The organism is Streptomyces sp. SID14478, assembly GCF_010548525.1.
Taxonomy (GTDB): Bacteria; Actinomycetota; Actinomycetes; order Streptomycetales; family Streptomycetaceae; genus Streptomyces.
Map to the genome: position 1 here is coordinate 15,748 of NZ_JAAGMG010000599.1, position 23,878 is coordinate 39,625.

At 68.2% G+C, this 23,878-nt stretch carries 18 protein-coding genes; 6 read left to right on the forward strand and 12 right to left on the reverse strand.

Going from position 1 to position 23,878, the window contains the following annotated elements:
- Nucleotides 1-124: 124 nt before the first annotated feature.
- From G3I40_RS19580 to G3I40_RS19595, 4 genes are all read right to left on the reverse strand, one after another.
- Complete coding sequence (locus G3I40_RS19580; RefSeq protein ID WP_164303428.1) at nt 125-2,665, reverse strand: discoidin domain-containing protein; 2,541 nt, start codon at nt 2,663-2,665, stop codon at nt 125-127.
- Between the two features lie 443 nt (nt 2,666-3,108).
- Nucleotides 3,109-3,927 (reverse strand): MBL fold metallo-hydrolase, encoded by an 819-nt coding sequence (locus tag G3I40_RS19585; RefSeq protein ID WP_164303429.1) that lies wholly within the window; start codon nt 3,925-3,927, stop codon nt 3,109-3,111.
- A gap of 235 nt (nt 3,928-4,162) precedes the next feature.
- Nucleotides 4,163-5,455, reverse strand: coding sequence for an amidohydrolase family protein (locus tag G3I40_RS19590; protein ID WP_164303430.1), 1,293 nt, complete (start codon nt 5,453-5,455; stop codon nt 4,163-4,165).
- 84 nt (nt 5,456-5,539) lie between these two features.
- Nucleotides 5,540-6,715: an aminotransferase class I/II-fold pyridoxal phosphate-dependent enzyme gene (locus tag G3I40_RS19595; protein WP_164303431.1), complete on the reverse strand. Its 1,176-nt coding sequence runs from the start codon at nt 6,713-6,715 to the stop codon at nt 5,540-5,542.
- Nucleotides 6,716-6,870: 155 nt separating this feature from the next.
- Between G3I40_RS19595 and G3I40_RS19600 the strand changes: the two genes are divergently transcribed.
- From G3I40_RS19600 to G3I40_RS19615, 4 genes are all read left to right on the forward strand, one after another.
- On the forward strand, nt 6,871-7,308 hold the full coding sequence (locus G3I40_RS19600) for an Lrp/AsnC family transcriptional regulator (RefSeq protein WP_164303447.1): 438 nt from the start codon (nt 6,871-6,873) through the stop codon (nt 7,306-7,308).
- A gap of 149 nt (nt 7,309-7,457) precedes the next feature.
- On the forward strand, nt 7,458-7,895 hold the full coding sequence (locus G3I40_RS19605) for a glutaredoxin domain-containing protein (RefSeq protein ID WP_164303432.1): 438 nt from the start codon (nt 7,458-7,460) through the stop codon (nt 7,893-7,895).
- Nucleotides 7,896-8,475: 580 nt separating this feature from the next.
- Entirely contained in the window at nt 8,476-12,075 is a 3,600-nt protein-coding gene (gene dnaE, locus G3I40_RS19610) for a DNA polymerase III subunit alpha (RefSeq protein ID WP_164303433.1), read from the forward strand.
- Nucleotides 12,072-12,239: a hypothetical protein gene (locus tag G3I40_RS19615; protein ID WP_164303434.1), complete on the forward strand. Its 168-nt coding sequence runs from the start codon at nt 12,072-12,074 to the stop codon at nt 12,237-12,239. Before dnaE ends, G3I40_RS19615 begins: the two co-directional genes overlap by 4 nt.
- Here G3I40_RS19615 and G3I40_RS19620 read toward each other — a convergent pair.
- The 6 genes from G3I40_RS19620 to G3I40_RS19645 form a co-directional block, all read right to left on the reverse strand.
- A complete protein-coding gene (locus tag G3I40_RS19620) occupies nt 12,229-13,077 on the reverse strand; it encodes an aminoglycoside phosphotransferase family protein (protein ID WP_203644415.1) in 849 nt (282 codons plus the stop codon). The two genes, G3I40_RS19615 and G3I40_RS19620, sit on opposite strands and share 11 nt — an antisense overlap.
- 436 nt (nt 13,078-13,513) lie before the next feature.
- Nucleotides 13,514-14,539 (reverse strand): LacI family DNA-binding transcriptional regulator, encoded by a 1,026-nt coding sequence (locus tag G3I40_RS19625; protein WP_239091827.1) that lies wholly within the window; start codon nt 14,537-14,539, stop codon nt 13,514-13,516.
- A gap of 9 nt (nt 14,540-14,548) precedes the next feature.
- Nucleotides 14,549-15,193 (reverse strand): nucleoside/nucleotide kinase family protein, encoded by a 645-nt coding sequence (locus tag G3I40_RS19630; protein WP_164303436.1) that lies wholly within the window; start codon nt 15,191-15,193, stop codon nt 14,549-14,551.
- Nucleotides 15,194-15,231: 38 nt separating this feature from the next.
- Nucleotides 15,232-16,137 (reverse strand): ATP-binding cassette domain-containing protein, encoded by a 906-nt coding sequence (locus G3I40_RS19635; RefSeq protein WP_164303437.1) that lies wholly within the window; start codon nt 16,135-16,137, stop codon nt 15,232-15,234.
- Nucleotides 16,134-17,153: an ABC transporter permease gene (locus G3I40_RS19640; protein ID WP_164303438.1), complete on the reverse strand. Its 1,020-nt coding sequence runs from the start codon at nt 17,151-17,153 to the stop codon at nt 16,134-16,136. The genes G3I40_RS19635 and G3I40_RS19640 overlap by 4 nt, the downstream gene beginning before the upstream one ends.
- Nucleotides 17,154-17,156: 3 nt before the next feature.
- Nucleotides 17,157-18,176, reverse strand: coding sequence for a substrate-binding domain-containing protein (locus G3I40_RS19645; protein ID WP_164303439.1), 1,020 nt, complete (start codon nt 18,174-18,176; stop codon nt 17,157-17,159).
- A 335-nt stretch (nt 18,177-18,511) separates the two neighbouring features.
- On the opposite strand from G3I40_RS19645, the gene G3I40_RS19650 reads away from it, so the two are divergent.
- Together G3I40_RS19650 and G3I40_RS19655 are read left to right on the forward strand one after the other, a co-directional pair.
- Entirely contained in the window at nt 18,512-20,338 is a 1,827-nt protein-coding gene (locus G3I40_RS19650; RefSeq protein WP_164303440.1) for a glycoside hydrolase family 32 protein, read from the forward strand.
- Nucleotides 20,339-20,720: 382 nt separating this feature from the next.
- On the forward strand, nt 20,721-21,080 hold the full coding sequence (locus tag G3I40_RS19655; RefSeq protein WP_275410200.1) for a DUF805 domain-containing protein: 360 nt from the start codon (nt 20,721-20,723) through the stop codon (nt 21,078-21,080).
- Between the two features lie 106 nt (nt 21,081-21,186).
- Here the strand turns inward: G3I40_RS19655 and G3I40_RS19660 are convergent, their stop codons facing one another.
- Both G3I40_RS19660 and G3I40_RS19665 read right to left on the reverse strand, forming a co-directional pair.
- Nucleotides 21,187-22,524: a LysR family transcriptional regulator gene (locus G3I40_RS19660; RefSeq protein WP_164303442.1), complete on the reverse strand. Its 1,338-nt coding sequence runs from the start codon at nt 22,522-22,524 to the stop codon at nt 21,187-21,189.
- Nucleotides 22,525-22,999: 475 nt separating this feature from the next.
- Nucleotides 23,000-23,808, reverse strand: a protein-coding gene (locus G3I40_RS19665) for an IS5 family transposase (RefSeq protein WP_164303443.1) whose coding sequence is annotated in 2 segments (ribosomal slippage) — nt 23,000-23,469 and nt 23,469-23,808 — 810 coding nt in all. Because the reading frame shifts where the segments join, the coding sequence is not laid out codon by codon here.
- Between the last annotated feature and the right edge of the window lie 70 nt (nt 23,809-23,878).

A 23,878-nucleotide genomic window follows, 5' to 3' on the forward strand; every position in this document is an offset into this window, starting at 1 on the left:
CGGACCCCGCGGACTCGGATAGTTCCCGTCCCGTAGCCCCCCGTCGACTTCCCCGGGTCGCTCCACGTCCGATGAAGCGTCCGCAGGCCGGCCGTCGGGAACGGTCGGCCTGCGGACGCGGGCATCACGGGAAGGAAGTGATCTTCGACGGTACGGTGTCGGTCCCCGAGGTCGGGGCGCCCGTGTCGTTCACGACGTGGGCGTACTGCCCCTTGCCGCCCAGGGAGATGACCTGGATGTCGTGCAGCTTGACACCTGGCTTCACCGGCACCTGGAACCCGTGCCGCTGGACGATGCTCGGATCCGCGGTGAAGTTGCAGTAGCTGCCCAGCCCCCACGCCTCATGCGTGGTGACGCTGTCGGCCACCTTGTAGGCGGCGTAGCCGACGATCCCGTCGTGTGTGATCGCCGCGGCGTTGGGGACGTCGTACGCCTTCTCGTTCTGGAAGAACAGCGTGCGGCCGCGTTCGCCGTTCCAGAGCACGTCGTACTTGTTGAAGTGCTCGACGAACAAGCCGGTGGTGAGGACGTCGTCGCCGTTCACGACGAGACCGTAATCCGCGCGGTTGGTCTCCCAACCGACCCCCGAACCGTGGTCGGCGCGCCAGATCCAGGTGTGGTCCACGATCGCGTCGTCGCTGTTGACGACGACCGAGTTGGTGGCGAGCCCGGGGCCGGCTCCTCCGATCCGGACGAACACGTCCTGCATGGTGGTCGGGTTCGCGGCGTGGTCGGCGGACGAGCCGGCCGGGCCGATCTGCAGGAGCGTGTCGGACTTGGCCGCGCCGGCGTCGATGAGGAAGCCGGCCAGGCGTACGCCGTCGACGTCGGCGACGTGCATCGCGTCGACGCCGTGGTCCGGGACGATCGTGGCGAGGCCGAGACCGAGCACCACGGTGTTCGCACGGTTGACGTTGATGGTCTGGTCGAGGTGGTAGACGCCGGGCGTGAACAGCAGGTTCAGGCCCTGTGCGAGTGCCTGGTTGATGGTGGCCGCGGTCGCGCCGGGCTTGACGACGTAGAACTGGCTGAGCGGGAGCGAGGTGCCGGCGTTGGCGGGCCAGGACGCGCCGCGCGCGTTGGTCCGCTTGGCCGGGACGAACACCTTGTAGTCGTTGCCGTCCAGGTACAGGAAAGGCTTCTCGCGGGAGACGGGCGTGGTGTCGAGGGTGGTGTACGGACCGGTGTCGAAGTTCGTCGCGGGTGCGCCCTGGACGCCGGAGAACGTCATGTTCCACACGCCGTTGGTCCAGCCGCCGACCGAGCTGTCACGGGTGTACCACTGCTGCTGCGAGTACGGGCCCACCGTGCCGTCGATCTTCGAGTCGGCGATGTACCCGCCGGAGGCCCAACCGTAGCCGTTCGGCGCGAGGTTGAGGCCGCCGGTGACGTGGATGCGGCGGAACGGCGCGGCCTGGGCGACCGCCCACCGGTCGGTGCCGTTGACCGGGTTGATGGCGAGGTTCTCGGCGGAGCGCCAGAAGTTCTGGGTGGCGTTGCCGTTGAACCAGCCGGCGTCGACGGTCACGTCACCGTTGATCTTCGTGTCGTCGGGGTTGATGCCGAGGCCGGAGATGGAGGTGTAGAAGCCGATCTGGGCGTTGATGCCGTTGTACGTGCCCGGCTTGAGGAGGAACTGGTAGCGCTGCGAGCCGAACTGGTTGGACTCCTGCTGGGCGAAGACCTGGTCGAACTTGCCCTGCAGGTTCGGGGTGCTGGGGTCCACGACGATGACGTTCGGGCCGAGGTCGCCGCCACCCTCGACGGGGGGCGTGCCGCCCGATCCGGTGTGGACCGCGACCTCCCACAGGGAGTAGCCGTAGCCGGTGGCGCGGGTGGTGCCGTAGACGCGCAGGTAGCGGCCCGAACCGCTCACGTCGTAGGAGGTGTTGCCCCCGGTGCCGGCGGCCACGTCCTTGAGCGTCGTCCAGGTCTGGCCGTCGGCCGATGCCTGGATCTTGAACGCCTTCGCGTACGCGGCTTCCCAGCTGAGGTCGACCTTGCAGATGGTCTGGGAGGAGCCGAGGTCGACCTGTACCCACTGCGGGTCGGATGCCTGGCTGGACCAGCGGGTACCGCTGTCGCCGTCGAACGCGGCCGATGCGGGCGTGCCGCCGTTCTCCGTGGAGGACGCGGTCGCCGTGCGGCCCTTGGCGGCGTTGGCCGTCGAGCAGGTGTCGGAGGGCGGGGCGCCGGCGTCGCCGTAGACCTGGAACTCCCAGAGCGAATAGCCGTACGGGGTGGCACGAGCAGTGCCGAGCATCCGTACGTAGCGGCCCTGGCCGGATACGTCGACGGTGTCGGTGCCGCCGTCGCCGGCGGTGACGGTCTTGAGGTCGGTCCAGGTGCTTCCGTCGGCGGAGGCCTGGATCTTGTAGCCCTTGGCGTACGCGGCTTCCCAGCTGAGGACGACCTTGCTGAGGTTCGTGGACTGTCCCAGGTCGACCTGGAGCCACTGGCTGTCGGTGGCGGCGGACGACCAGCGGGTGGCGAGGTCGCCGTCGACGGCGGCTGAGGCCGGGGTACCGCCGTTCTCGGTGGAGGAGGAGGTGACGGTCTTTCCTTGCGAGAGCGGCGGATCGGCGGCCGCCGCGGGGAGTTGGGCGGGGATGGTCACGAGCGCCGCCGCCGTGACGAGCGCTATCCCCAAGGATCTGAGTCTCATGCGTTTCACTCCGTGCGGTCGAGAGAAGAACGGCAGCCAGCGGCAGCCGTCACCGAGCCAGCGCCCCGGGCACGGGGGCGCTGTGGAGCGCAGCGGATCATCTCCCCTCGCGGGGAGCAGTGAACGGGCCGTCCAGAGCGAACGGCCATGGAAAACGCCTTAGTTCAGGGTTTGTTTTAAGGCGGAAGGCAACCGTTCGGCAACCCCTCGGACGCACCATCTTTTCAACTCCCGAACCGTCATCGGCTCCGGTGTCGTGGCTCCATGCGGCGGACCTGCACGGACGCTGCGCCTTTCCGCCCGCGGCCCAGGACGGCAACGTCAAGAATTGGAGACAGAGAGGGGGTGGTGCTCGGTCGGGCGGCGAGCCCCGGGGGACGGGCCGCGAGTCCGGCGAAGAAGACGACGACGCCGCGCACCGCACGGAGCGGCGCACCCGGGTCTCAGGGAGCCGGCGGTGCGAGGTATTCGAGGGAGTAGCCGTCGTCGCCGTTGCGGGTCACGCGGCCCACTCCGGGGAAGTCCAGGTGGGCGCCGGCGACGTAATGGTGTGGCTTGGTGAGTCGTTCCATGAGCGCGAGACGGGCTCGGCGTGCTTGCGACTGGTCGCCGTCCAGTTCCCACGACGCGTGGGGCTGGTCGAATTGGAGGGAGGGTACGTGGACGGTGTCGCCCCAGACGAGGAGATGGCCTGCGCTGCTGCTGACGTCGTAGATGGTGTGGCCGTCCGTGTGTCCGGGCGTAGGGAGGGCGGTGACGCGGTCGTTGACCGCGACCGGTCCGGTGAGGGGGACCACGAGGTCGCGCACGGGTTCGAGGCGCCCGGTGAAGACGGATGCGTCTTCTGCGCCGATCCAGATGCGTTGCAGCGCGGGGAACGCCTCGGCGCCGTCGGGGGCGATGAGCCCACCGACGTGGTCCTCGTGGCGGTGGGTGAGGGCCACATCGGTGACGTCCGCGCGGTGGATTCCGGCTTCGTCCAGGGCGTCCAGGAGCGATCCCATGGTGGAGTGCCAGGCGTTGGATGCCCCGGTGTCGATGAGGAGGGACCGCGTGCCGTCGGTGATGAAGAAGGCGTTGACCGAGAGGCGCAGATTGCCGTCGACCAGCGGGACCGTGTCGGGCAGTTCGTCCAGTGGTCGGTTGTTCTCGTCGCGCAGCCGGGCCGGCGGCATGTCGACGTAGCCGTCGCGCAGTGAGACGACCTTCAGGTCGCCGAACTCGAAGACGGCGTGGTGGGGTCCGTCCGAGGTGAGACGCATGAGAGCTCCAGTGGCAAGTGCAGGCTGAGGGCCGGGCCGGCTCCGCGCTGGGGGCCCGGTTCCTACGCCGGGAGGTGCGGAAGGAAGGTCGGGTGGCCGTGCTCAGTGTGCCTTTGGCCGGTGGTTCTTGGTTGTGGTCGCTGTCGGGATTCCGATGGCGGCCAGTGCTGTGACGGCGATGCCGAACACGGTGTGCACGCGGTCAGCCCGGCCGATGCGCCGAGGTGGCCGTCGGTTACGGCTGGGGCGCCCAGGTGCCGTCGAGGGGGACGCCGGCTGCCGCGGCGATCCGGTCGCGGGAGGCGAGCAGGCGGGTACGCAGGGCGGGGAGGTCCGCGCCGACCAGGGCGCCGTTGCGCTTGACCACGCGGCCGGCGACCAGGACGGTGTCGACGAGCCCGGGATGTCCGGCGCTGACGAGGGAACCGACCGGTTCGGTGACCGGGAAGATGGTCACGTCGTCGGTGCGCAGCAGGATGATGTCGGCTTCCTTGCCGGGGGTGATGCTGCCGGTGCGGTCGTGGAGTCCGCAGGAGGTCGCGGCGTCGATGGTGGCGAACGCCAGCAGGTCGCGGGCGCGCAGGCCGCCGTCCAGGCCGCGCTGGGCGGCGAATGCGGCGCGCATCGCGGCGAACATGTCGCCGCCGACGGAGGGCACGACATCGATGGACAGGGTGGGTCGCAGACCTGCGGCCAGGGCACGGCCCGTCATCGGCGCGCCGAAGCCCATCTTCAGTTCGACGTCGGGGCTGACGGAAAGGGAGCTGCCGGCATCGGCGAGCATCCGCAGTTCCTCGTCGCTGAGGCCGTTGCCGTGGACGAAGGTGGTGGTGTCGCGCAGCAGGCCGCTTTTGTGCATGTCCGCGATGGGGCGCTGGGTGCCGTCGGACCCGGTGTGCAGGCTGGTGCGCAGGCCGAGTTCGTCGGCGAGCTGTACCTCGCGGGCCAGGGTGTCCATGCCGGTGTCGTCGGCGCCGCGCAGGCCGAAGGCCATGGTGAGCAGTCCGTCGTCGTCCAGTGCGCAGCGGACGCGGCGGATGTCGTCGTCGACGGGGCGGGGCGTGGCCCATCCGGCGCCGAGGCAGAAGATCGACCGCGCGGGCGCTTCGCGCAGCGCGGCGATGGCGGCGTCCTCGTGTTCGGGGCCCTGGGCCACGTGGTACCAGTCCAGCATGGTGGTGACGCCGGAGTGCAGGGCTTCCAGGCGGCCCAGGAGGGTGGCTGCGTAGACGTCCTCGGCCGTGTAGTGGGCCTTGACGGTGTCGTGCATGGCCGTGGCCCACTGGCCGAAGGTCCAGTCCGCACCGATGCCGCGAAAGGCGGTCTGCCAGTTGTGGCGGTGGTTGTCGACGAAGCCGGGCAGCACGATCCGCTCGCGTGCGTCGATCACTTCGGCGTCCGGAGCGTCGATGTGGCCGGCCACCTTGGTGATCACGCCGTCTTCGATGAGGACGTCGCCGCGCTCGTAGTCGCCGACGGCCGGGTCCATGCTGACCACGGTGCCGCCGGACAGCAGAGTCTTCGTCATGAGGGGGTTCCTTGCGTGAGGGGGTTCAGGAGACTTCGTCGCGGAAGGGGGGCTGGCCGCGTTGGGGCAGCGGTAGCTCCTGGGTCAGGCCGTCGTGAGGACGGCGTCGGCGGCCGCGAGTGCGTCGGCGACCAGGTCGTCGGTGTCCTCAAGTCCCGCTGCCAGGCGCACCAGGCCCGGCGGAACGGCTTCGGTGAGCTGGTCATCGCTGAGCATTCCGGCCCACATGGATGCCGGGTGCACGGCGAGGGATTCCACGCCGCCCAGGCTGGCGGAGCGGCGCGGGTAGCGCAGGTGGCCGAGGAAGGCGTCGGCCGTCTCGTATCCGCCGGCGAACTCGACGCTGAGGACGCCGCCGAATCCGTTCATCTGGTCGACGGCCAGCTTGTGCTGGGGGTGGGTGGCCAGGCCCGGGTAGTGCACCTGGCTGACGGCCGGGTGCCGGCTCAGCGCGTCAGCCAGGGCGAGGCCGTTGGCGTTGTGGCGCGGTATGCGCAGAGGCAGGGTGCGTATGCCGCGCAGCAGCAGCCAGGCGTCGATCGGGCCGAGGGTGGCGCCGGTGAGAAGGCTGGTGCTCCAGATCCGGTCCAGGATCTGCGCCGGGCCGGCCAGGGCCCCGGCGGAGACATCGGAGTGGCCGTTGAGGTATTTGGTCGCGCTGTGCCAGACCACGTCGATGCCGAAGTCCGTGGGCCGCTGGTTCAGCGGGGTGGCGAAGGTGTTGTCCGCCAGGGTCAGCACGTCGTGGGCGCGGGCCAGTTCGGCGAGGGCGCGCAGGTCGGTGAGGTGCAGCAGGGGATTGGACGGGGTCTCCACCAGAATCAGCCGGGTCCGCGAGGTGAGGGCCCTCTCGAAGGCTTCAGGGTCTCGCTGGTCGACGAGCGTGGTCGAGACGCCGAGGCGTGGCAGCAGGTTCAGCAGGACCGCGGCGGTGCCGCCGTAGGTGGACTTCTGTCCGATGACGTGGTCGCCGGCGGACGCCAGCGCGAGCACGGCCGTAGTGATGGCGGCCATTCCCGAAGCGGTGACCATCGCCGCCTCGGTGCCCTCCAGTTCTGCGACGACGGCGGCGGCCTGGGCGTGGTTGGGGTTGCCGAAGCGGGTGTAGAAGTCCTGGCCGCGCGGCTCAATGGCGCCCGCGGCGAACACAGATGCCTCCTCGGCCGAGAACGCCGCCGTCTGGTAGATCGGAGGCACCACCGCGCGGTCGGGATGGATCTCGCGATCGGCGTGAACGGTGACGGTGCTCTTGCCCAGCATGGTCAACCCTTCCGGAATTCGACGTTATGTCGGTATCCATGATGGGTGGCCGTGCTCAGGCCTCGACCCGGTCGGTGGCAACCTTGGCAGTAAATTGCGCCGAGCTGCGCTACTCGTTTGTGCTGAGCAGTGTGTTTCAGCAATATTCTGCTGTCATGGATGAAGTGGACCGGTCGATCCTGGCCGTACTCGAACGCAATGGCCGGATCAGTAACAACGAGCTCGCCGCTCAGGTGGGGCTGTCTCCCTCACCGTGTCTGCGCCGCGTACGCCAGCTCGAGGAGGCTGGCGTCATCCGCGGGTACCGGGCGCAGATCGATCCCGCGGCGATCGGCCGGGGACTGCGGGTGTTCGCAGGGGTGCGGCTGATGCGGCACACCCGCCCCGACGTGGTCGCCTTCGAGCGGGAGGTGATGGACCTGCCCGAGGTGATCGCCTGCCACCACATCACCGGGAACTTCGACTATCTGCTGCAGGTCGAGGTGGCCGACCTGCCGGCTTACGAGGAATTCCACGCCAACCAACTCGCCGCACTGCCAGGAGTGGGCACGGTCAACAGCTTCGTCATCATGAAAACGCTCGACAGCCTCTGAGCGGGCGGGCACCGGCACCGCGGCCCCACCGTCGCCGCCCACGCACCCGTGGTCCAGGGCGTCGGTGAGACCTGCCCGCAGCGTCCGGTGAACGCCTCGGTGAGCGGCTTGATTCGAGACCCGTTTCGCTCATCGCTAGCCTCGTCCTCATGACGCGTACGTGGATCCTGCCGATCCTGCTGGTGCTCTGCGGCTCACTCCTTGCGGCTGGGCTGATCGTGAGCGGGACCCCTGGCGCAGCCGCAGCCGTCCTGCTGGTCTTTGTGCTGCTCGCGGGCGTGCACTCGCCTCTGATCTTCCCGAGGTCGACCGGTGTGCTGGAGGCGCGACGCCGCGCCGCGGTCGACGGCCGGCCGGTCGTCTTCTGGCGACCCGGCTGCACCTACTGCATGCGACTGCGTATCCGCCTGGGCCGCAGCGCCCGCCAGATGCACTGGGTCGACATCTGGCGCGACCCGGCTGCGGCAGCCGAGGTCAGGGCTGCCAACGACGGCAACGAGACCGTGCCGACCGTCATCGTGGCGGGTCAGCCGCACACCAACCCCGATCCTGCATGGGTGCGCGAGCAACTCTCCCGTTCCGTGTGACCGGGACGCAGTCTCGGAATAGTCCTCCGCGCTGCGCTTGAACAGCGTGGCGGCCATGGACGACAACACCAAGCCCTGCGGTGAGGGCCGCTCCGATCCGCGGGCGATCACTGAAGTCGCCGCATGAGCCGCGGAGCTCTGGAGCAACTCCGCGACCAACGGCTGCCGTTCCCCCGCCCTTTGCGTATGCGCACCTGCGAACCATCCGGGCTCGGATCCGACTTCGCCGGTGGGTGCAGAGGAAGCAGAGGACTTCGCCACTCTCGTCCTTGCCGGCATAGGCGGCCCGGCCGTTGCCGTGCTCACCGTGTTCCCACGGTTGCCGAAGACGCCTTCAGAGAGCGCCGGAGGACATCCGATGCGGGCCTCCGCGACGGGTGTTGCGCCCTTCTGAAGATCGTTCACGACACGCCATGGGCCGCCACGCCGAGGAGTGTTCCGGCTTCTTTGAGTGAGAGGGCGAGGTCACCCGTGCCAGGTCTGGGGAGGCGGCTTCCGGGGTCGTTCCGGGCCCGGAACTGATCATCGTTCGAGGGTTAGGGTGCTGCCCATTCCACGACTCTTCGGAGGTGCCCTCCCGGTGACGGATTCCTTTGTTCACCTGCACAATCACACCGAGTACTCGATGCTCGACGGTGCGCAGAAGCTGAAGCCGATGTTCGCTGAAGTGGCCCGGCAGGGCATGCCCGCGGTCGCCATGAGCGACCACGGGAACATGTTCGGTGCGTATGAGTTCCATCAGGTGTCCAAGGGCTTCGACGGCGTGAAGCCGATCGTCGGGATCGAGGCGTACGTGGCGCCGTCCTCGCGCCGCAACCGCAAGCAGGAGTTCTGGGGCCCGGGCGGCCAGCGGGCCATGTCGGATGACGGCGAAGGCTCCAAGGACGTCTCCGGCGGTGGCCGTTTCACGCACATGACCATGTGGGCGGAGAACGTCCAGGGCCTGAAGAACCTCTTCTACCTGTCCACCGAGGCCAGTTACACGGGCCAGTTCCCGGCGGGCAAGCCGCGTATGGACATGGAACTGATCAGCGAGCACGCCGGCGGCATCATCGCGACGACCGGCTGCCCCTCGGGGGCGATCCAGACCCGGCTGCGTCTGAACCAGTACGACGAGGCGCGTGCGGTCGCCGGCCAGTACCAGGAGATCTTCGGCCGGGACAGCTACTTCCTGGAGCTGATGGACCATGGCCTGTCCATCGAGAGGGACGTCCGCGAGGGGCTGCTGCGTCTCGCTAAGGACCTGAACATCCCGCTGCTGGCCACCAACGACGCGCACTACGTGCACCAGGACCAGGCCGACGCCCACGACAATCTGCTGTGTATCGGCGTGGGCAAGAACAAGCAGGACGAGAAGCGGTTCCGGTTCAACGGCAACGGCTACTACCTCAAGACCGCGGCCGAGATGCGCGACCTGTTCGCCGAACTGCCGCAGGCCTGCGACAACACGCTGCTGATCGCCGAGCGCATCGGCTCCTACGACAGCGTCTTCGAGAACGTCGACGAGATGCCGCAGTACCCCGACGTGCCGGAGGGCGAGAGCCAGGAGTCCTGGCTGCGCCAGGAGTGCCGCAAGGGCCTGGAGATGCGCTACGGCACCCCGCTGCCGGACGAGGTGGTGGAGCGCTTCGAGACCGAGATGACGGTCATCGGCCCCATGGGCTTCTCCTCCTACTTCCTCGTGGTCGCCGACATCTGCCGGCACGCCCGCGACAACGGCATCCCGGTCGGCCCGGGCCGTGGCTCGGCGACCGGCTCGATCGTGGCGTACGCGACCCGGATCACCGAGCTGTGCCCGCTCGAGCACGGCCTGCTCTTCGAACGGTTCCTGAACCCCGAGCGCATCAACCCCCCGGACGTCGACCTCGACTTCGACGACCGCCAGCGCGATGCGATGGTCCGCTACGTCACCGAGAAGTACGGCGACGAGTACACCGCCATGGTCAACACGTTCGGCAAGATCAAAGCCAAGAACGCGATCAAGGACTCCTCCCGGATCCTGGGCTACCCGTTCCAGCACGGGGAGCGGATCACCAAAGCGCTGCCGCCGGACATCATGGGCAAGTCGATCCCGCTCGACGGGATCTTCGACCCGGCTCATCCGCGCTACGGCGAGGCCGGCGAGATCCGGGCGATGTACGAGAACGAACCAGACGTGAAAAAGGTCGTCGACACCGCCAAGGGCGTCGAGGGCCTGACCCGCGGCACCGGCGTGCACGCGGCCGCGGTCATCCTGTCCAAGACGAAGCTGACCGAGCGCATCCCGCTGCACATGCGCGCCAAGGACGGCGTCAAGATCACCGGCTTCGACTACCCCAGTTGCGAGAACATGGGGCTGGTCAAGATGGACTTCCTGGGACTGCGCAACCTCGGCGTCATCGACCACGCGCTCACGAACATCCGCGAGAACCGCGGCGTCAAGCTGGCCACGGTCGACCCGGGCACCGGCGACACCGGCGTCACCGTCATCCCCCTCGACGACAAGAAGACCTTCGAACTCCTGGGCCGTGGCGACACCTTCGGCGTCTTCCAGCTCGACGGCGGCGGCATGCGCGCCCTGCTCAAGCTGATGGAGCCCTCCCGTTTCGAGGACATCGCGGCCGCCCTCGCCCTGTACCGGCCTGGTCCGATGGCCGCCAACGCACACACCAACTACGCACTGCGCCAGAACGGCAAGCAGGAACCCGATCCGATCCACCCCGACCTCAAAGAGGTCCTGGACCCCATCCTGGGCTCCACCCACCACCTGCTCATCTTCCAAGAACAGATCATGGCCATCGCCCGCACCCTGGCCGGCTACACCCTCGGCGGCGCCGACATGCTGCGCCGCGCCATGGGCAAGAAGAAGCCCGAAGTCCTGGCCGCCGAATGGCAGAAGTTCCACGACGGCATGGAGAGCAACGGCTACCGGGAAGAGGCCATCAAGGCGATCTGGGACGTCATGCTCCCGTTCTCCGGCTACGCCTTCAACAAGTCCCACACCGCCGGCTACGGCCTGGTCTCCTACTGGACCGCCTACCTCAAGGCCAACTACCCCGCCGAGTACATGGCCGCCCTGCTCACCTCCGTCGGGGACGACAAGGACAAGGCCGGCATCTACCTCGCCGACGCCCGCAAGCTGGGCGTCACCGTCCTGGCGCCGGACGTGAACGAATCGATCGCCGAATTCGCGGCCGTCGGTGACAACGTCCGCTTCGGCCTGCTCTCGGTGCGCAACGTGGGCGAGAACGTCATCGAGGCGATCATCGCGGCCCGCAAGTCGCAGGGAAAGTTCACCTCGTTCGCGGACTTCCTCGACAAGGCCGACCTGCCCGCGCTGAACAAGCGTGCCGTGGAGTCCCTCATCAAAGGCGGGGCCTTCGACTCTCTCGACCACACCCGCAAGGGCTTGTCCGCCGCCCACGAACTGGCCATCGACGCGGTCGTCCCGCTGAAGAAGGCGGCTGCCTACGGCCAGGACGACCTCTTCGCCGGCCTGAGCGGCGACGGCGGGGACGATGCCGGGGCGATGAGTTTCAAGGTCGACATCAGTGACGACGAATGGCCCCGCAAGCAACTCCTGGCCACCGAACGCGAGATGCTCGGCATGTACGTCTCCGCCCACCCCCTGGACGGCACCGAGCACATCCTCTCCAACAACCGCGACACCACCATCGTGGACCTGCTGGCCTCCGGCCGCACCGAAGGCATGGTCCGCCTCGCCGGACTGATCACCAGCGTCCAGCCCAAGATGACCAAACAGGGCAACGCCTGGGCCATCGTCAACCTCGCCGACCGCGACGGAACGATCGAGGTCCTCTTCTTCCCCGCCACCTACCAACTGGTCGCGGCGGCCCTCGTGGAGGACAGCGTCGTCTCGCTGCAGGGCCGGCTCAACGACCGCGACGGTGCCCTCAGCATCTTCGGCCAGGAACTCCAGGTCCTCGATGTTGCCTCCGCCGAACGCGAGGGCGCAGCCCCCATCCGACTCCAGCTGCCCTATCACCGCATCAACCAGCAGTTCATCAGCGAACTCAAGCGCATCATGGGCTCCCACCCCGGCCAGAACCCCGTCCAGGTCGCCATCCGCGGACCGCAGAAAACCACCGTCTACCAGCTCCCCTCCCTGGTGAACGCCGCCAGCATCGCCTCGGACATCAAGGGCTCCTTCGGCCCCGACGCCTGGCAGGGGATCGCATGAACAGCACTCACCGCACGGACGACGCCCCGCACGACGTCGACGAGATCGTCCTGACCGTCGAGAAAACACCGAGCTGCCCGCAGTGCAGCCGGCCGACGATCCTGCTGGCCCGCTACCCCCATTCTGGTCTGCCATTGACGGTGCAGGACACGCTCAGCCGTTGAGGGCCTCGGTGATCTGGCGTGTGGTCTGGGCGGCGACGCGGGAGTTGACGGCGGCGTAAGTGGTGTAGGCGTTGAGGCCTGTGGCCAGGGCCCAGCCGCGGCCTCGGGCCCAGGTGGCGTCGTCCACGCCGAGTGCGGCGCGGAAGACGGACCGGCTGCGGGGCGACATCAGGGTGTAGGCGATGGTGAGGTCGCAGGCCGGGTCGCCGAGGGCGAGTTCGCCGAAGTCGATGACGGCGCTGAGGCGCCCGCGGGTAGTCAGCAGGTTGCCGGTGTGCATGTCGCCGTGGCACCACACCGGTGGACGATCCCAGGCGGGCGCGGCGAGTGCGGCCTCCCACACGGCGGTCGCCGCGGTCGCGTCGAACACGTCGGCGTGCTGCCGTATCGCGGCGCGGGTGCCCGCGTCCCGCCGCGCCAGCTGGTCCGGGCCGGTCGCCGGGGCCGCGTCGTGGCCGTCGGGGTCCGGGGTGCAGCGGCGCAGGGCGAGGAGGAAGTCCGCCAGGTCGGTGGCGGCTTCGCGGGAGTCGGCGAGGGCGTCCACGGTCGCCACGTCGCCGGACAGCCAGCGGGACACCGCCCACTGCCACGGGTAGCCGAAGCCCGGTTCACCGACGGCCACCGGCTCGGGTACGGCCAGCGGCAGGTGAGGGGCGAGCCGCGGCAGCCACCGCGACTCCTTCGCGGCCTGCCCGATCGCCCCCGGGTGGCGAGGCAGCCGGACCATGAGCTCCTCGCCGAGGCGGTAGAGGGCGTGGTCGGACCCGGCGGGTTCGAATGCCCGCAGCGGCAGTCCGGCCCACTGCGGGAACTGCGTGTCCACCAGCCGCCTGGCCAGTGCCGCGTCGACCGCGGGGCGGTCCGCGACCGGCCCGTCGACGGTCCGTGGGGTTCCGGCGGTCCCGGTCGCGGTGTTCTCGGTCGGCACGTGCGCTCTCCCTAGATGGTCGGGTGTCGTGTTCGGCGTTCGGCCACTCGGCCGACGCGGCGTGGGGGAGCCTCGTGCGCAGATACGCCAGCGTGATCAGTGCTCGCTCGGTGAACACCAGGTCGTGCTCGCCCCGGCACCTCCCGCTGCCGCTCGGTCCCGCGTCGCTCACGCAGCTCCAAGTCGCCCCGGGCAGGCCACGGATCTGCCAACTCCTCGCTCAAGTAGCCGAGATGTGTACGCGAGACGCCGCGGCGATACTGCGATTGCGCGACTCTCCTCGACGGTGAAGCCGGGCTTCTCGGCGATGGTGCGGGAGCCGGTATTCAGGCTGGGCGAGTGTGTTTCAGCTCGGGGAGCAGCCGCAGGACTCGCGGTGCATGAAGGTGGGGGTGATGGTGACCTTGCGGTGGGACATGGTGGGTTCTTGAAGGCGGGTGAGGGCCATGCCGACGGCTTGTTCGCCGATGGTGAGGGCCGGTTGGGCGATGGCTGTGAGACGGGGTTGGAAGAGGTCGGCCCATTCGAAGTCGTCGAAGGAGACCAGTGCGATGTCGTCGGGGACGGTGAGGCCGGCTTCGCGCAGGGCGCGCATGCTGCCGATGGTCATGCGGTTGTTGGCCGCGACGATGGCGGTGGGCGGCTGGTCGAGCGTGAGCAGCCGGTGGAGGGCCTTTTCCGCGCCGCCCTCGGTGGAGTCTCCGTCCTGTTCGAGCGGAGGGTGGTGCGGCAGGCCGGAGCGGCTGAGGCCGAGGCGGTAGCCGCGCAGTCGCTCGGTGGTGGTGGCCAGTCCGGTCCGGCCTGTGATCATGGCTATGCGTGTGTGTCCGAGCGAGGCCAGGTGGTCGACGAGTCGGGCAGTGGGTTCGACGTTGTCGACGGCGATCTGGTCGACGGCCGCGTCGACGAAGCGGTCGATGACGACGATGGGGGTGTCCACCTGGGCCGCGTAGGTGATGGCCGTCGAACCGTTGCCGGAGGGAGCGAGGATGATGGCGCTCACGCGGCGGCGCAGGAGTTCGCTGACGGCTCGTATCTCCTGGTCGGGTTCGTCGTGGGTGTCCGCGAGGAGCAGGGAGTATCCGGCGGCTGAGGCGTGCCGGTCGATGCCGTGGACGACGTTGCTGAAGTACGGGTTGGACAGAGCCGACATGGCCAGGCCGATGGTCCCGTAACCGCTGTCGCCCAGGGCGCGGGCCACGGCTTCGGGGACGTATCCCGTCTGGGCGACAGCGTCGAGGACCGCGCGTACGGTGGCGTCGGCGACGGGGCGGGTCTTGTTCAGTACGTGCGAGACCGTGGAGACCGAGACGCCGGCGATGCGGGCGACGTGGGACATGGTCGGGGTCTGACGGGGGGCTCTGCCTGCCATGTCGGAACCTTACCCAGCTTCCGTCAGGGTCAGGTCGGCCCGGTGTGCGTCCCGTCGGATCAGGGCGCTGGTTTCCTCGTCGATGCCGTGGGCCTTGGCTTGCGCTGCTTGCGGGCTGAAGCCGTAATGGATGTAGCGGCGGCGGAGGCGGTCACGGCGCGGTTCGTGCGCCGCATCCAGGAACCAGGTCTCGGTCAGTTCTGCTGTCACGTGCAGCCAGGGCAGTCGGGTGGACAGGAGGAAGTTGCCGTCGACCAGGACCAGTCGGTGGGCGGGGGTGATCCCGGTGGCTCCGGCGAGGGGATCTTCGAGATCTCTCCGGAACTCGGGCCACCACACGCTGTGGTGGCGTTCTTGGCGGGTGCGTCGCAGCATGTGGAGGAACCCGTGGGCGTCGAAGGTGTCGATGGTGCCCTTGTGATGGGTGTCCCCCCGGGCCTGGAGCACGTGGTGGGCGAGATGGAATCCGTCCATGGAAACGGCCGCGGCCATTCCGGGACAGCGCCGCTCGATCTCGCCGAGGAGTTGGTCGGCCAGGGTCGACTTGCCGGATCCCGGTTCACCGGCGATGCCGAGGAGTGCGCGCGTGGTGCCGTCCGTCAGCGACAGGGCCCGGTCAGCCAGTCGCTCAAGGGGCCAGTCCTGATAGGTCACTTGAGAGGGGTGGGGGCTGGCAGTGCGCTGTAGAGGGTTCACTCGGCGGCCTCGGTGACATCTATGGCCCGGGCGTCGGCTCGTGAGCGGCTGAGTGGGGTGCTGGGCGTGTGACCGCTCAGGGAGCCGTCCTCTTGCATCGTCAGAGCCCCTGTCATCAAGCCCACGACATCGGTCATCGAGCAGGTTCCCGGGCTGACTACGGCGGCGCGCCGGCCGAGTCGGTGGACGTGGATACGGTCGGCGATCTCGAAGACCTGTGGCATGTCATGGCTGATCAGTACGACAGGGACGCCGCGTGCACGGATGCGTTCGATCAGGTCGAGAACCTGACGTGATTCGCGGACCCCCAGCGCGGCGGTCGGCTCGTCCATGATGACCACGCGGGTGCCGAACATCGCGGCCCGGGCGACGGCCACGGCCTGGCGTTGCCCACCGGAGAGGGTGCCCACGGGCTGGCTGATGTCCTGCACGGTGGCGATTCCGAGTCGTTCCAGTTCCTGGGAGGCTCGTGTCCGCATGCCGCGGCGGTCGAGCATGCGCAGGGTCGAGCCCCGCCAGCCGGCTCGGCGCAGTGGTCGGCCCAGGAAGAGGTTTGCGGCGATGTCGAGTTGAGGGGCGACGGCGAGCGTCTGGTAGACGGTCTCGATCCCTGCCTCGCGCGCGTCACCGGGGCCGGAGAAGCGGACGGGGCGGCCGTCCAGTTCGATGGTCCCCGCATCCGGGACCAGGGCGCCGGTGAGGGCCTTGATCAGGGTGGATTTTCCTGCGCCGTTGTCTCCGACGACGGCGAGGACTTCCCCTGCTCGCAGGTCGAAGTCGCTCTCGCGCAGGGCCACGACGTTGCCGTAGCGCTTGACCAGTCCTGTGCCGCGCAGCACGATCGTGTCCTGTGCGGTGCCGTGGTCGGGGCGGCTCGCGGGCCGGGGGGTGGGGGAGTTCATGCGGCCCTCCTACGGACGACGCGGTCGGTGGCGACGGCGACGATGACCAGAATGCCGGTGGCTACCTGCTGGTAGAGGCTGTCGATGCCGGCCTGGGTGAGGCCGTTGGCGAGGACGGTGACCACGAGGGCGCCCAGGACGGTGCCGCTGATGCCGCCACGACCGCCGAAGAGACTGGTGCCGCCGATGACGACGGCGGTGATGCTCTCCAGGTTGCCGGTCTGGAAGGCGTTCGGATCGGCGTTGGGGATGCGGCCCAGGGCCTGCCAGGCGCCGATCGCGTACACGAACCCGGCCAGTACGTACACGCTCAGCACGGTGCGGTCGACGTGGACGCCGGTGAGCCGTGCGGTTTCCGCATCGTCGCCGACCGCGTACACGTTGCGTCCCCATGCCGTCTGGGTGAGTGCGAACCACAGGCCGGCCGCGAGCAGCAGCATGACGCCCATGCCGTAGGTGACTTCGATCTGTCCGAACAGGTAGGAGCGGGTGCCGAGCCAGGTGAGCACCCCGCTGGGGACTGCGAAGCTCTCCCCGTCGGCGTAGAGCTGGTTGGTCGCGGTCAGGACACTCAGAACTCCCAGGGTGACGATGAACGGCGGGAGTTTGAGCCGGGTCACCAGCGAGCCCGACAGGGCGCCCACGGCGGTGCACACGACGATGCCGGACGCCAGCGCGAGACCGGCGGGCAGCGTGTCCTGGGCGAGGCGGGCCATGAGCAGCGTGCCGAGCACCATGGTGGCGGCGTTGGCCAGGTCGATGCCGGCGGTGAGGATGACCAGAGTCTGGCCCAGCGCAAGGGTGCCGACGACGAGGAACTGCTCGACGACGAGGGAGGCGTTGTCGAGGTTGAAGAAGGTGTCAGTGGACACCGCGAACACCGCGATGGCGATCACGAGTGCCGCCAGCGGGCCGGCGGTCGGGGTGTGGGTGAGCAAGGTGGCCAGGCGTACGCCGACGGCGTGGCTCTCGCGGCTCTCGGGCGCTGCGGCGTGGGGAGTGGTGGTGGAGGTCATGGTCTAGCCCCAGCAGTTCTTCAGGCCCCAGGCCGTGCCCTTGGAGGCAACGCCGTCAGCGGGCTTGTCGGTGATGAGCTGGGATCCGGTGTCGATGAACCCGTGGGGCTTCTTGCTCGAGTCCTTGGTGTAGTCGGCGACGGCGTCCACCCCCAGGCGGGCCATCTTCTCGGGGAACTGCATGACGGTCGCGGCGAACTTCCCGGCAGCTACGTTGCGTACACCGCTGCACGATCCGTCGATGGAACCGATCACCACACCCTTCTTGCCGCTCAGTGCCTGGGCGGCCCCGGCAGCGGCGGGTTCGTTGATGGTGTAGACGGCGTTGACGCCTGGGTCGCGCTGGTGGAGGTTCTCCATGGAGCTCTGGGCTTTGGTCTGATCGCCGTTGGTGACGGCCGTGCCCTTGATCTGCTTCGAGGAGGCCGTGACCCCGAAGCCTTCGAGGAAGCCCTTGTGCCGCAGGTCGTCGACGCTGGACCCCGGCGTGCCGTCGAGGAGGACCACGTGGGGGTCGGCCCCCTTCAACGCGGCTTTCACGTACCGGCCTTGGGAGACGCCCGCGGCCTGGTTGTCGGTGGCGAAGGTGGCGTCGACCGCGTCGGCAGGGTCGGTCGCGGTGTCGAGAGCGATGACGAGGACGCCCTTGGACCGGGCGTCGGCTATCGCGTTGAGCACGCCCTTGGAACTGCTGGGGGTGATGAGGATGCCGGTGACGTGCTGGGCGACGAGGTTGTTGATGGCGTCGACCTGTCCCTGGTTGTCGCCGTCGAACTTGCCTGCCAGTGCGATGAGCCGGCCGTCTCTCCTGGCGGCCTCGCTCTTGGCGGCTTCCCGGAGCTTGACGAAGTAGGGGTTGCTGTTCGTCTTCGTGACCAGTCCGATGACCGGTTTCCCCGAGGTCGACCCATTGCCCTTGTCGTCACTGCCGCTCTTGGTCGATGTGCATCCCGCGAGGGCGCAGGCGAGTACGGCCGTGGCGGTGATCACCACCCGGCGAGCCGGGGCGTTCAACTGTCGCATGGTTGCTCCTGATCGAGGTCCGGGCACTTCGTCGTCCGGTGGGTGCACGGCAACGTACCCGACTGCCCACGGCCTGCATAGGCATTGCGCAAACCTTTGCGCGCGCTCAACTCGTCCGCGTCCGAGCGGAGTTGAAGTCCGCCCGAGCCGGTGAAAATACTCTTGCGCAATGCATTGCGCATTGGCGTGCGCCCGGGCAACCATCTGACGCGTCCCGCTCACTGACGCGCTGGAGGCCCCTCATGCACGAGCCGTTTCGTACCGGACAGCGACACCACCAACCAAACCGGAGAGCCCTCCTGCGCACCGCCCTCGGCGCCGGAGCCGGAGCCCTGATGTGGTCCTCCCTCGGCGGAAGCGCCGACGCAGCGCCCCGCCCGGCGGCCGGCGACCTGATCGTCAATGACTTCGAGTCGGCGACCTGGGGCACCTGGCGCACCACCGGCTCCGCATTCGGTACCGGTCCCGTCCTGGGCGAAGACCTGCTGCGCCGCCTGGAGATCACCAACTACCGGGGCAACGGCGTCGCCAGCAGCGAACGCGAGGGCGACGCTCCCACCGGCTCCCTCACCTCCCCGGAATTCACCATCCAGCGCGACTTCATCGCCTTCGCCATCGGCGGCGGCGACTACGAGCGCGTGACCTGCCTGAACCTCCTCGTCGACGGCACGCTCGTGCGCAGCGCCACCGGCCGCAACAGCGACGCCCTCGCCGAAGCCAGCTGGGACGTGCGTCCGTGGAAGGGCCGCCGCGCACGCATCGAGATCGTCGACACGGCGACCGGGGATTGGGGGCACGTCAACGTCGACCAGATCCTCCAGACCGACCAGCCGACGAAACGCCCCGTCACCACACAGCCCCTCTACCAGGAGACCTGGCGTCCACAATTCCACTTCACGGCCCGGCAATGGGTGATGGACCGCCTCAACCCGGGCCAACGGCAGGAGGGCTGGCTGAACGACCTCAACGGCCTGATCTTCTACGAGGGCGAGTACCACCTGTTCGCCCAGCGCTGGAACAAATGCTGGATCCACGCGGTCAGCAACGACCTCGTGCACTGGAACGAACTACAGCCCGCCTTCTGGGAGGAGGACCTCGGCACCGGCGTCCAGTCCGGTTCCTGCGTAGTCGACTACCAGAACACCTCGGGACTCTCGCCCGACAGCCGGACGCCGCCCATGGTCGCCTTCTGGTCGCGCAACGACAACAAGAGCCAGTGCCTGTCCTACAGTCTCGACCGCGGCCGCACCTGGAAGCACCACGACGCCAACCCCGTCCTCACCGCACCGGAACGCGACCCCAAGGTGTTCTGGTACGCCCCCGGCAAACACTGGGTGATGTTCCTCTACGGCGGCGACCAGTACCACATCTACAACTCGCCCGACCTGCTCCACTGGACCGACACCGGACACCCGATCAGCGGGTTCGAATGCCCCGACTTCTTCGAGCTCCCCGTCGACGGCGACCCGGGAGAAAAACGATGGGTCTTGGTCCGCGGCGACGGCAAGTACTCCCTGGGGACCTTCGACGGCACTCGGTTCACCGAGCAGACCAGCCAGTTCGTCGCCGACTCGGGGCCGCACTTCTACGCGACCCAGTCATGGAACAACACCGAAACCGGAGACGGCAGGCGCATTCAGGCGGCCTGGATGCGCGGCGGCTCCTACCCCGACATGCCGTTCAACCAACAGGTCACCTTCCCCGCCGAACTCACCCTGCGCACCACCGAGGACGGCATCCGCCTGCACCGCAACCCCATCGCAGAGATCACCACCCTGCACCGCACACAGAGCCGCTGGACCGGGTCCTTGAACACCGGCACGTCGCGGACGCTGGCAGCCGGCGGCGACCGCTTCCACGGCGTCATGAACCTTTCGGTCCCCCAGGGCGCGAGCCTGACGCTCACCGTGCGCGGGATTCCCGTACGCCTGGGCCACCAGAGCATCGACAACGGCAGCGGAGCGCAACCGCTGTCCAAGCCGCTGGCCAAGGTGGAGGTACTCATCGACCGCGCGTCGATCGAGGTGTTCGCCAATGACGGCGAGGTGTCGGTCTCCCGCTGCTACCTGCCGTCGAACAACCCCATCACGCTGTCGGCCACCGGCGGCACCTGCCAGATCGACAGCACCTTCCACACCCTGGCGAGCATCTGGCCCGCGTAGCGGAGGCCCTTCGGGCCCGCTCGTCACGCTCGTCGAGCCGCGGGGGGCACGTGCCGTCCTGGGAGAGGACGTCACTCGTCGGTGTCGGGCCGGTGCCGTTGCGCAGGGGGGCGGTGCCGGCGCCGGCACCGGGGGAGACGGTGGCACCGACCCCGCTGGGGCAGACGACCAACACCTACGACAACCCGGGCCGCACCGAGACGCTGACCGACGGACGGGCCCTCAACTGCTGCTCTGGACAAGGGATTTGTTCGTGAGCTTGAGGGCACTGTGAATGCCATGACCCGCAGTGGAAGGCGTACCAGTTCGCCGGCGGCCACCACGGCCGGAGCGGTCTCTACCACTCCACGGTCCGCTCTGGACGCAGGAATAGGGGGATGCCTTGGGTATCTATCTACGCGGATGGAAAAGGTGCCTCGACTTCTCGGGTGTATCGCCGAGGATGGAGTTCTGGCTCTTCATCGCCCTGAACGCCCTTATCAGCCTGCCTCTGAAGCTGATCGCCGATCCGGTGGGGATCGGACTCATCCCCTACGACGTGTTCGGTTACGCGATCATCATTCCCTCTCTCGCGGTCGCGGTGAGGCGGCTGCGAGACGGAGGGAACTCACCATGGTTGATCATCTTCCTTCTCCTTCCCCTCATCGGCACAGTGGTTCTGATCGTCCTGTGGCTGCAGAGGAGCCAGGAACCGACTGCTCAACGTGGCGTCGGTAGCACCTCGCACAGTCCCACGACCTGAATCGCGTCGGCCGCACCGGCATGAGCGGTGACTGGCAGGACTGGAACGACTCGTTCGTCTGCACCATGACGCCAACATGACCGCCAAGAAGAAGCTGCCGCCGCCTCTACCCCGGCAGCGGCAGGACGATCGCTGGCAGGCTGCCCTGCTCGACCTGGTCTCTGCTGAGAGATATGCCGAACCGGCCCTCCACCGCGCGGTACGCACCTGTCGCCCACTCGTCCTCGCTCACCTCGCCCCACGCCCGTACGGGATCCATCCGGCTGTGAATCCCGCCTGCCTGGGCCAACGCCTCGTCGAAAGCCCTGAGATCGCCCGTGGCATCCCGCGGGGCGGTGAGCCTGTCTTCGAAGAAACTGCGGCCGAAATCTGTGGTCCAGGACGCCGCCGTCCGGTAAGGCGAATAGACGATCCGGCCCGGCAGGTCATGATGGTTCAACGTCACACACACCAGCTCTTCGTCCTCCGGCGACACCAGGTCATCGTCAAGGAGCTGCGCGAGGTACCACGTCGCGGCGAGATCGTCCTCCACGATGATCGCCCAGTCCCCGCAGCAATCGATCATGCCGACCGACAGTGCCCCCGCCGTATGTCCCGGCTTCCCAGCCGGGGGCGGCACGAAATCACGGTAGGCAACCGGATCGTCCAGAACAGGGGCGGGGGCTCCCAGGCGTTCAAGCCACCTCCGGGTATCTGGCCCCCGCCGCGCGGTCAGTGAGAGACACGCCCGCATCCCGGACACCGAGACCTCGTCCTTTCGATGCGCATAGGAGGCGTTCCGGCCCATCCACGACAGTCCACTGCCTTCTTGATCGCTCATGGCTCCGGACCCTAACCCTGCCCGTCGCCGAGAACTGAGGTGACGTTCACCAAGGATGGCGAAGTCTTCCGATGATGCGGACTCCGGTGCTGCCAGAGGATGATCGATGGGTACGAGCAGCGCGCGGCGTTCGGAAAACAGGACAGGTCCCACCCTGATGGCCGGGACCTCAACGGGACGTTCAGCGATGAGAAGGTCGACGTCCTCATTGTGCAGGGCGGCGACGGCTGCGCCGTGGGTATTCTGCAGGGCGGCGATGGCTGCGCCGTGGGTTATGTCCTTCAGCTCGACGTCGTAGCGGGGGTGCCATGCCCCGAACTCCCGCGCCACCCGCACGATGAGGTCACCGGACCACGCGGTGGTGTAGCCCACGCGGACCACTCCGGCCAGGCCTCCGGCAGGCTGTCGACGCGTTGGCGAGGGCTTGCCGGACCGCTTGGTATGCGGGAGCAACTCTTCGAACAACTGCTGTCTGACCGCTGTGGACCACATGGCGGCTCTGCGTCCGAACAGCGTGCCACCGAAACGGTGTTCCAGCTTTTTGACCGCCTGACTGACCCGGCCCGGCGATACGAAGGGGCGCTCGGCGCAGCGTGCGAAGTGGAGCTCCTCGGCGAGAACCAATAGAGGTGATCGGGACCGAGGCCGTCTATGGCGTGATCGGACACGGGAGGAGCCTGAACCAGGCGCAGGAAACGAGGAGTTGGACAACTTGTGCCGGATTGATACCGGCGTGCACAGGTTGGACAGAGCTGTGCCGTGTTCCGTCGGTCTCGTCTTCCTCTGTTCAGGCTGGGGGAGAGGCGTGACCTGAGTGAGCGCCTGCGTGGCGTTACATGCGGGCGAGGACGGAGGCGTGCGCCTCCCGGCAGGGCTCCTCCTGCATGTGCGGTTCCACGAATCCGTCGGCTCGACGGGCCTGCGCGGACGCTGGCGGACCCTGGGCAGTGCATGCCCTGGCTGGTGCTGCGTACGGATGTCCCTGCAGAGGCTCGCCGGACCGCCTCGAACTGGTCGGAGGCTCTACCAACTCACCGAGCGGGTGGACCCCGGCAGCCGGGGTGCAGGTCTGCGGACAGGCCAGGTCTAACTGATGGTTTCAGAATGAGGTGCGGAGTCGTCTCAAGCAGATGATGCTGCAAGCGAGTTGGAGGAGACCCAGGTGTAGGTCTGCGCGTGTCTCATAGCGGATCCGCAGGCGTTTGAACTGGTGGAGCCAGGCGAATGTGCGCTCCACGACCCAGCGGGTCTTTCCCAGGCCCGAGCCGTGCGCGGTGCCTCTTCGGGCGAACTTGGGTGTGATGCCGCGAGACCGCAGAAGGCGGCGGTACTTGTCGTAGTCGTAACCCCGGTCGGCGAACAGCCGGCCCGGCCGGTGCCTGGGCCGCCCGCGGATACCGCGGATGCGGGGTATCGCATCGAGCAGGGGCACCAGCTGCGTGACATCGTGGCGGTTCCCGCTGGTCAGCGAGACGGCTAGCGGGGTGCCGTGCCGGTCGACGATCAAGTGGTGCTTGCTGCCGGGCCGGGCCCGGTCGACCGGCGAAGGTCCGGTGTGAGCCCCCCTTTCAGCGCCCTCACGTGCGAGCCGTCGATCGCTGCATCGTCCATGTCCAACAGACCTGCAGCCCGCAGCTCGGCCAGCAGCACCGCGTGCAGCTGCGGCCAGACGCCGGCCTCGGTCCAGTCCCGCAGGCGCCGCCAGGCCGTCACGCCACTGCAGCCGACCTGTTCAGCGGGAACATCCCGCCAGCTCACGCTCTTGCACAGCACATAGACAATGCCTCTCAGCGCAGCCCGGTCATCCGCCGGCAACCGCCCGGGATACCGACGCCGCCGAGGCGGACGAGCAGGTAAGAGCGGCGCCACACGTTCCCACAGGTCATCAGGCACCAGTTCAACAGTCACCCAACCAATCCTGCCGACACAACACCCAACTACCAAGCCCCACAACAAAAGTCATTCTGAAACGGTCAGT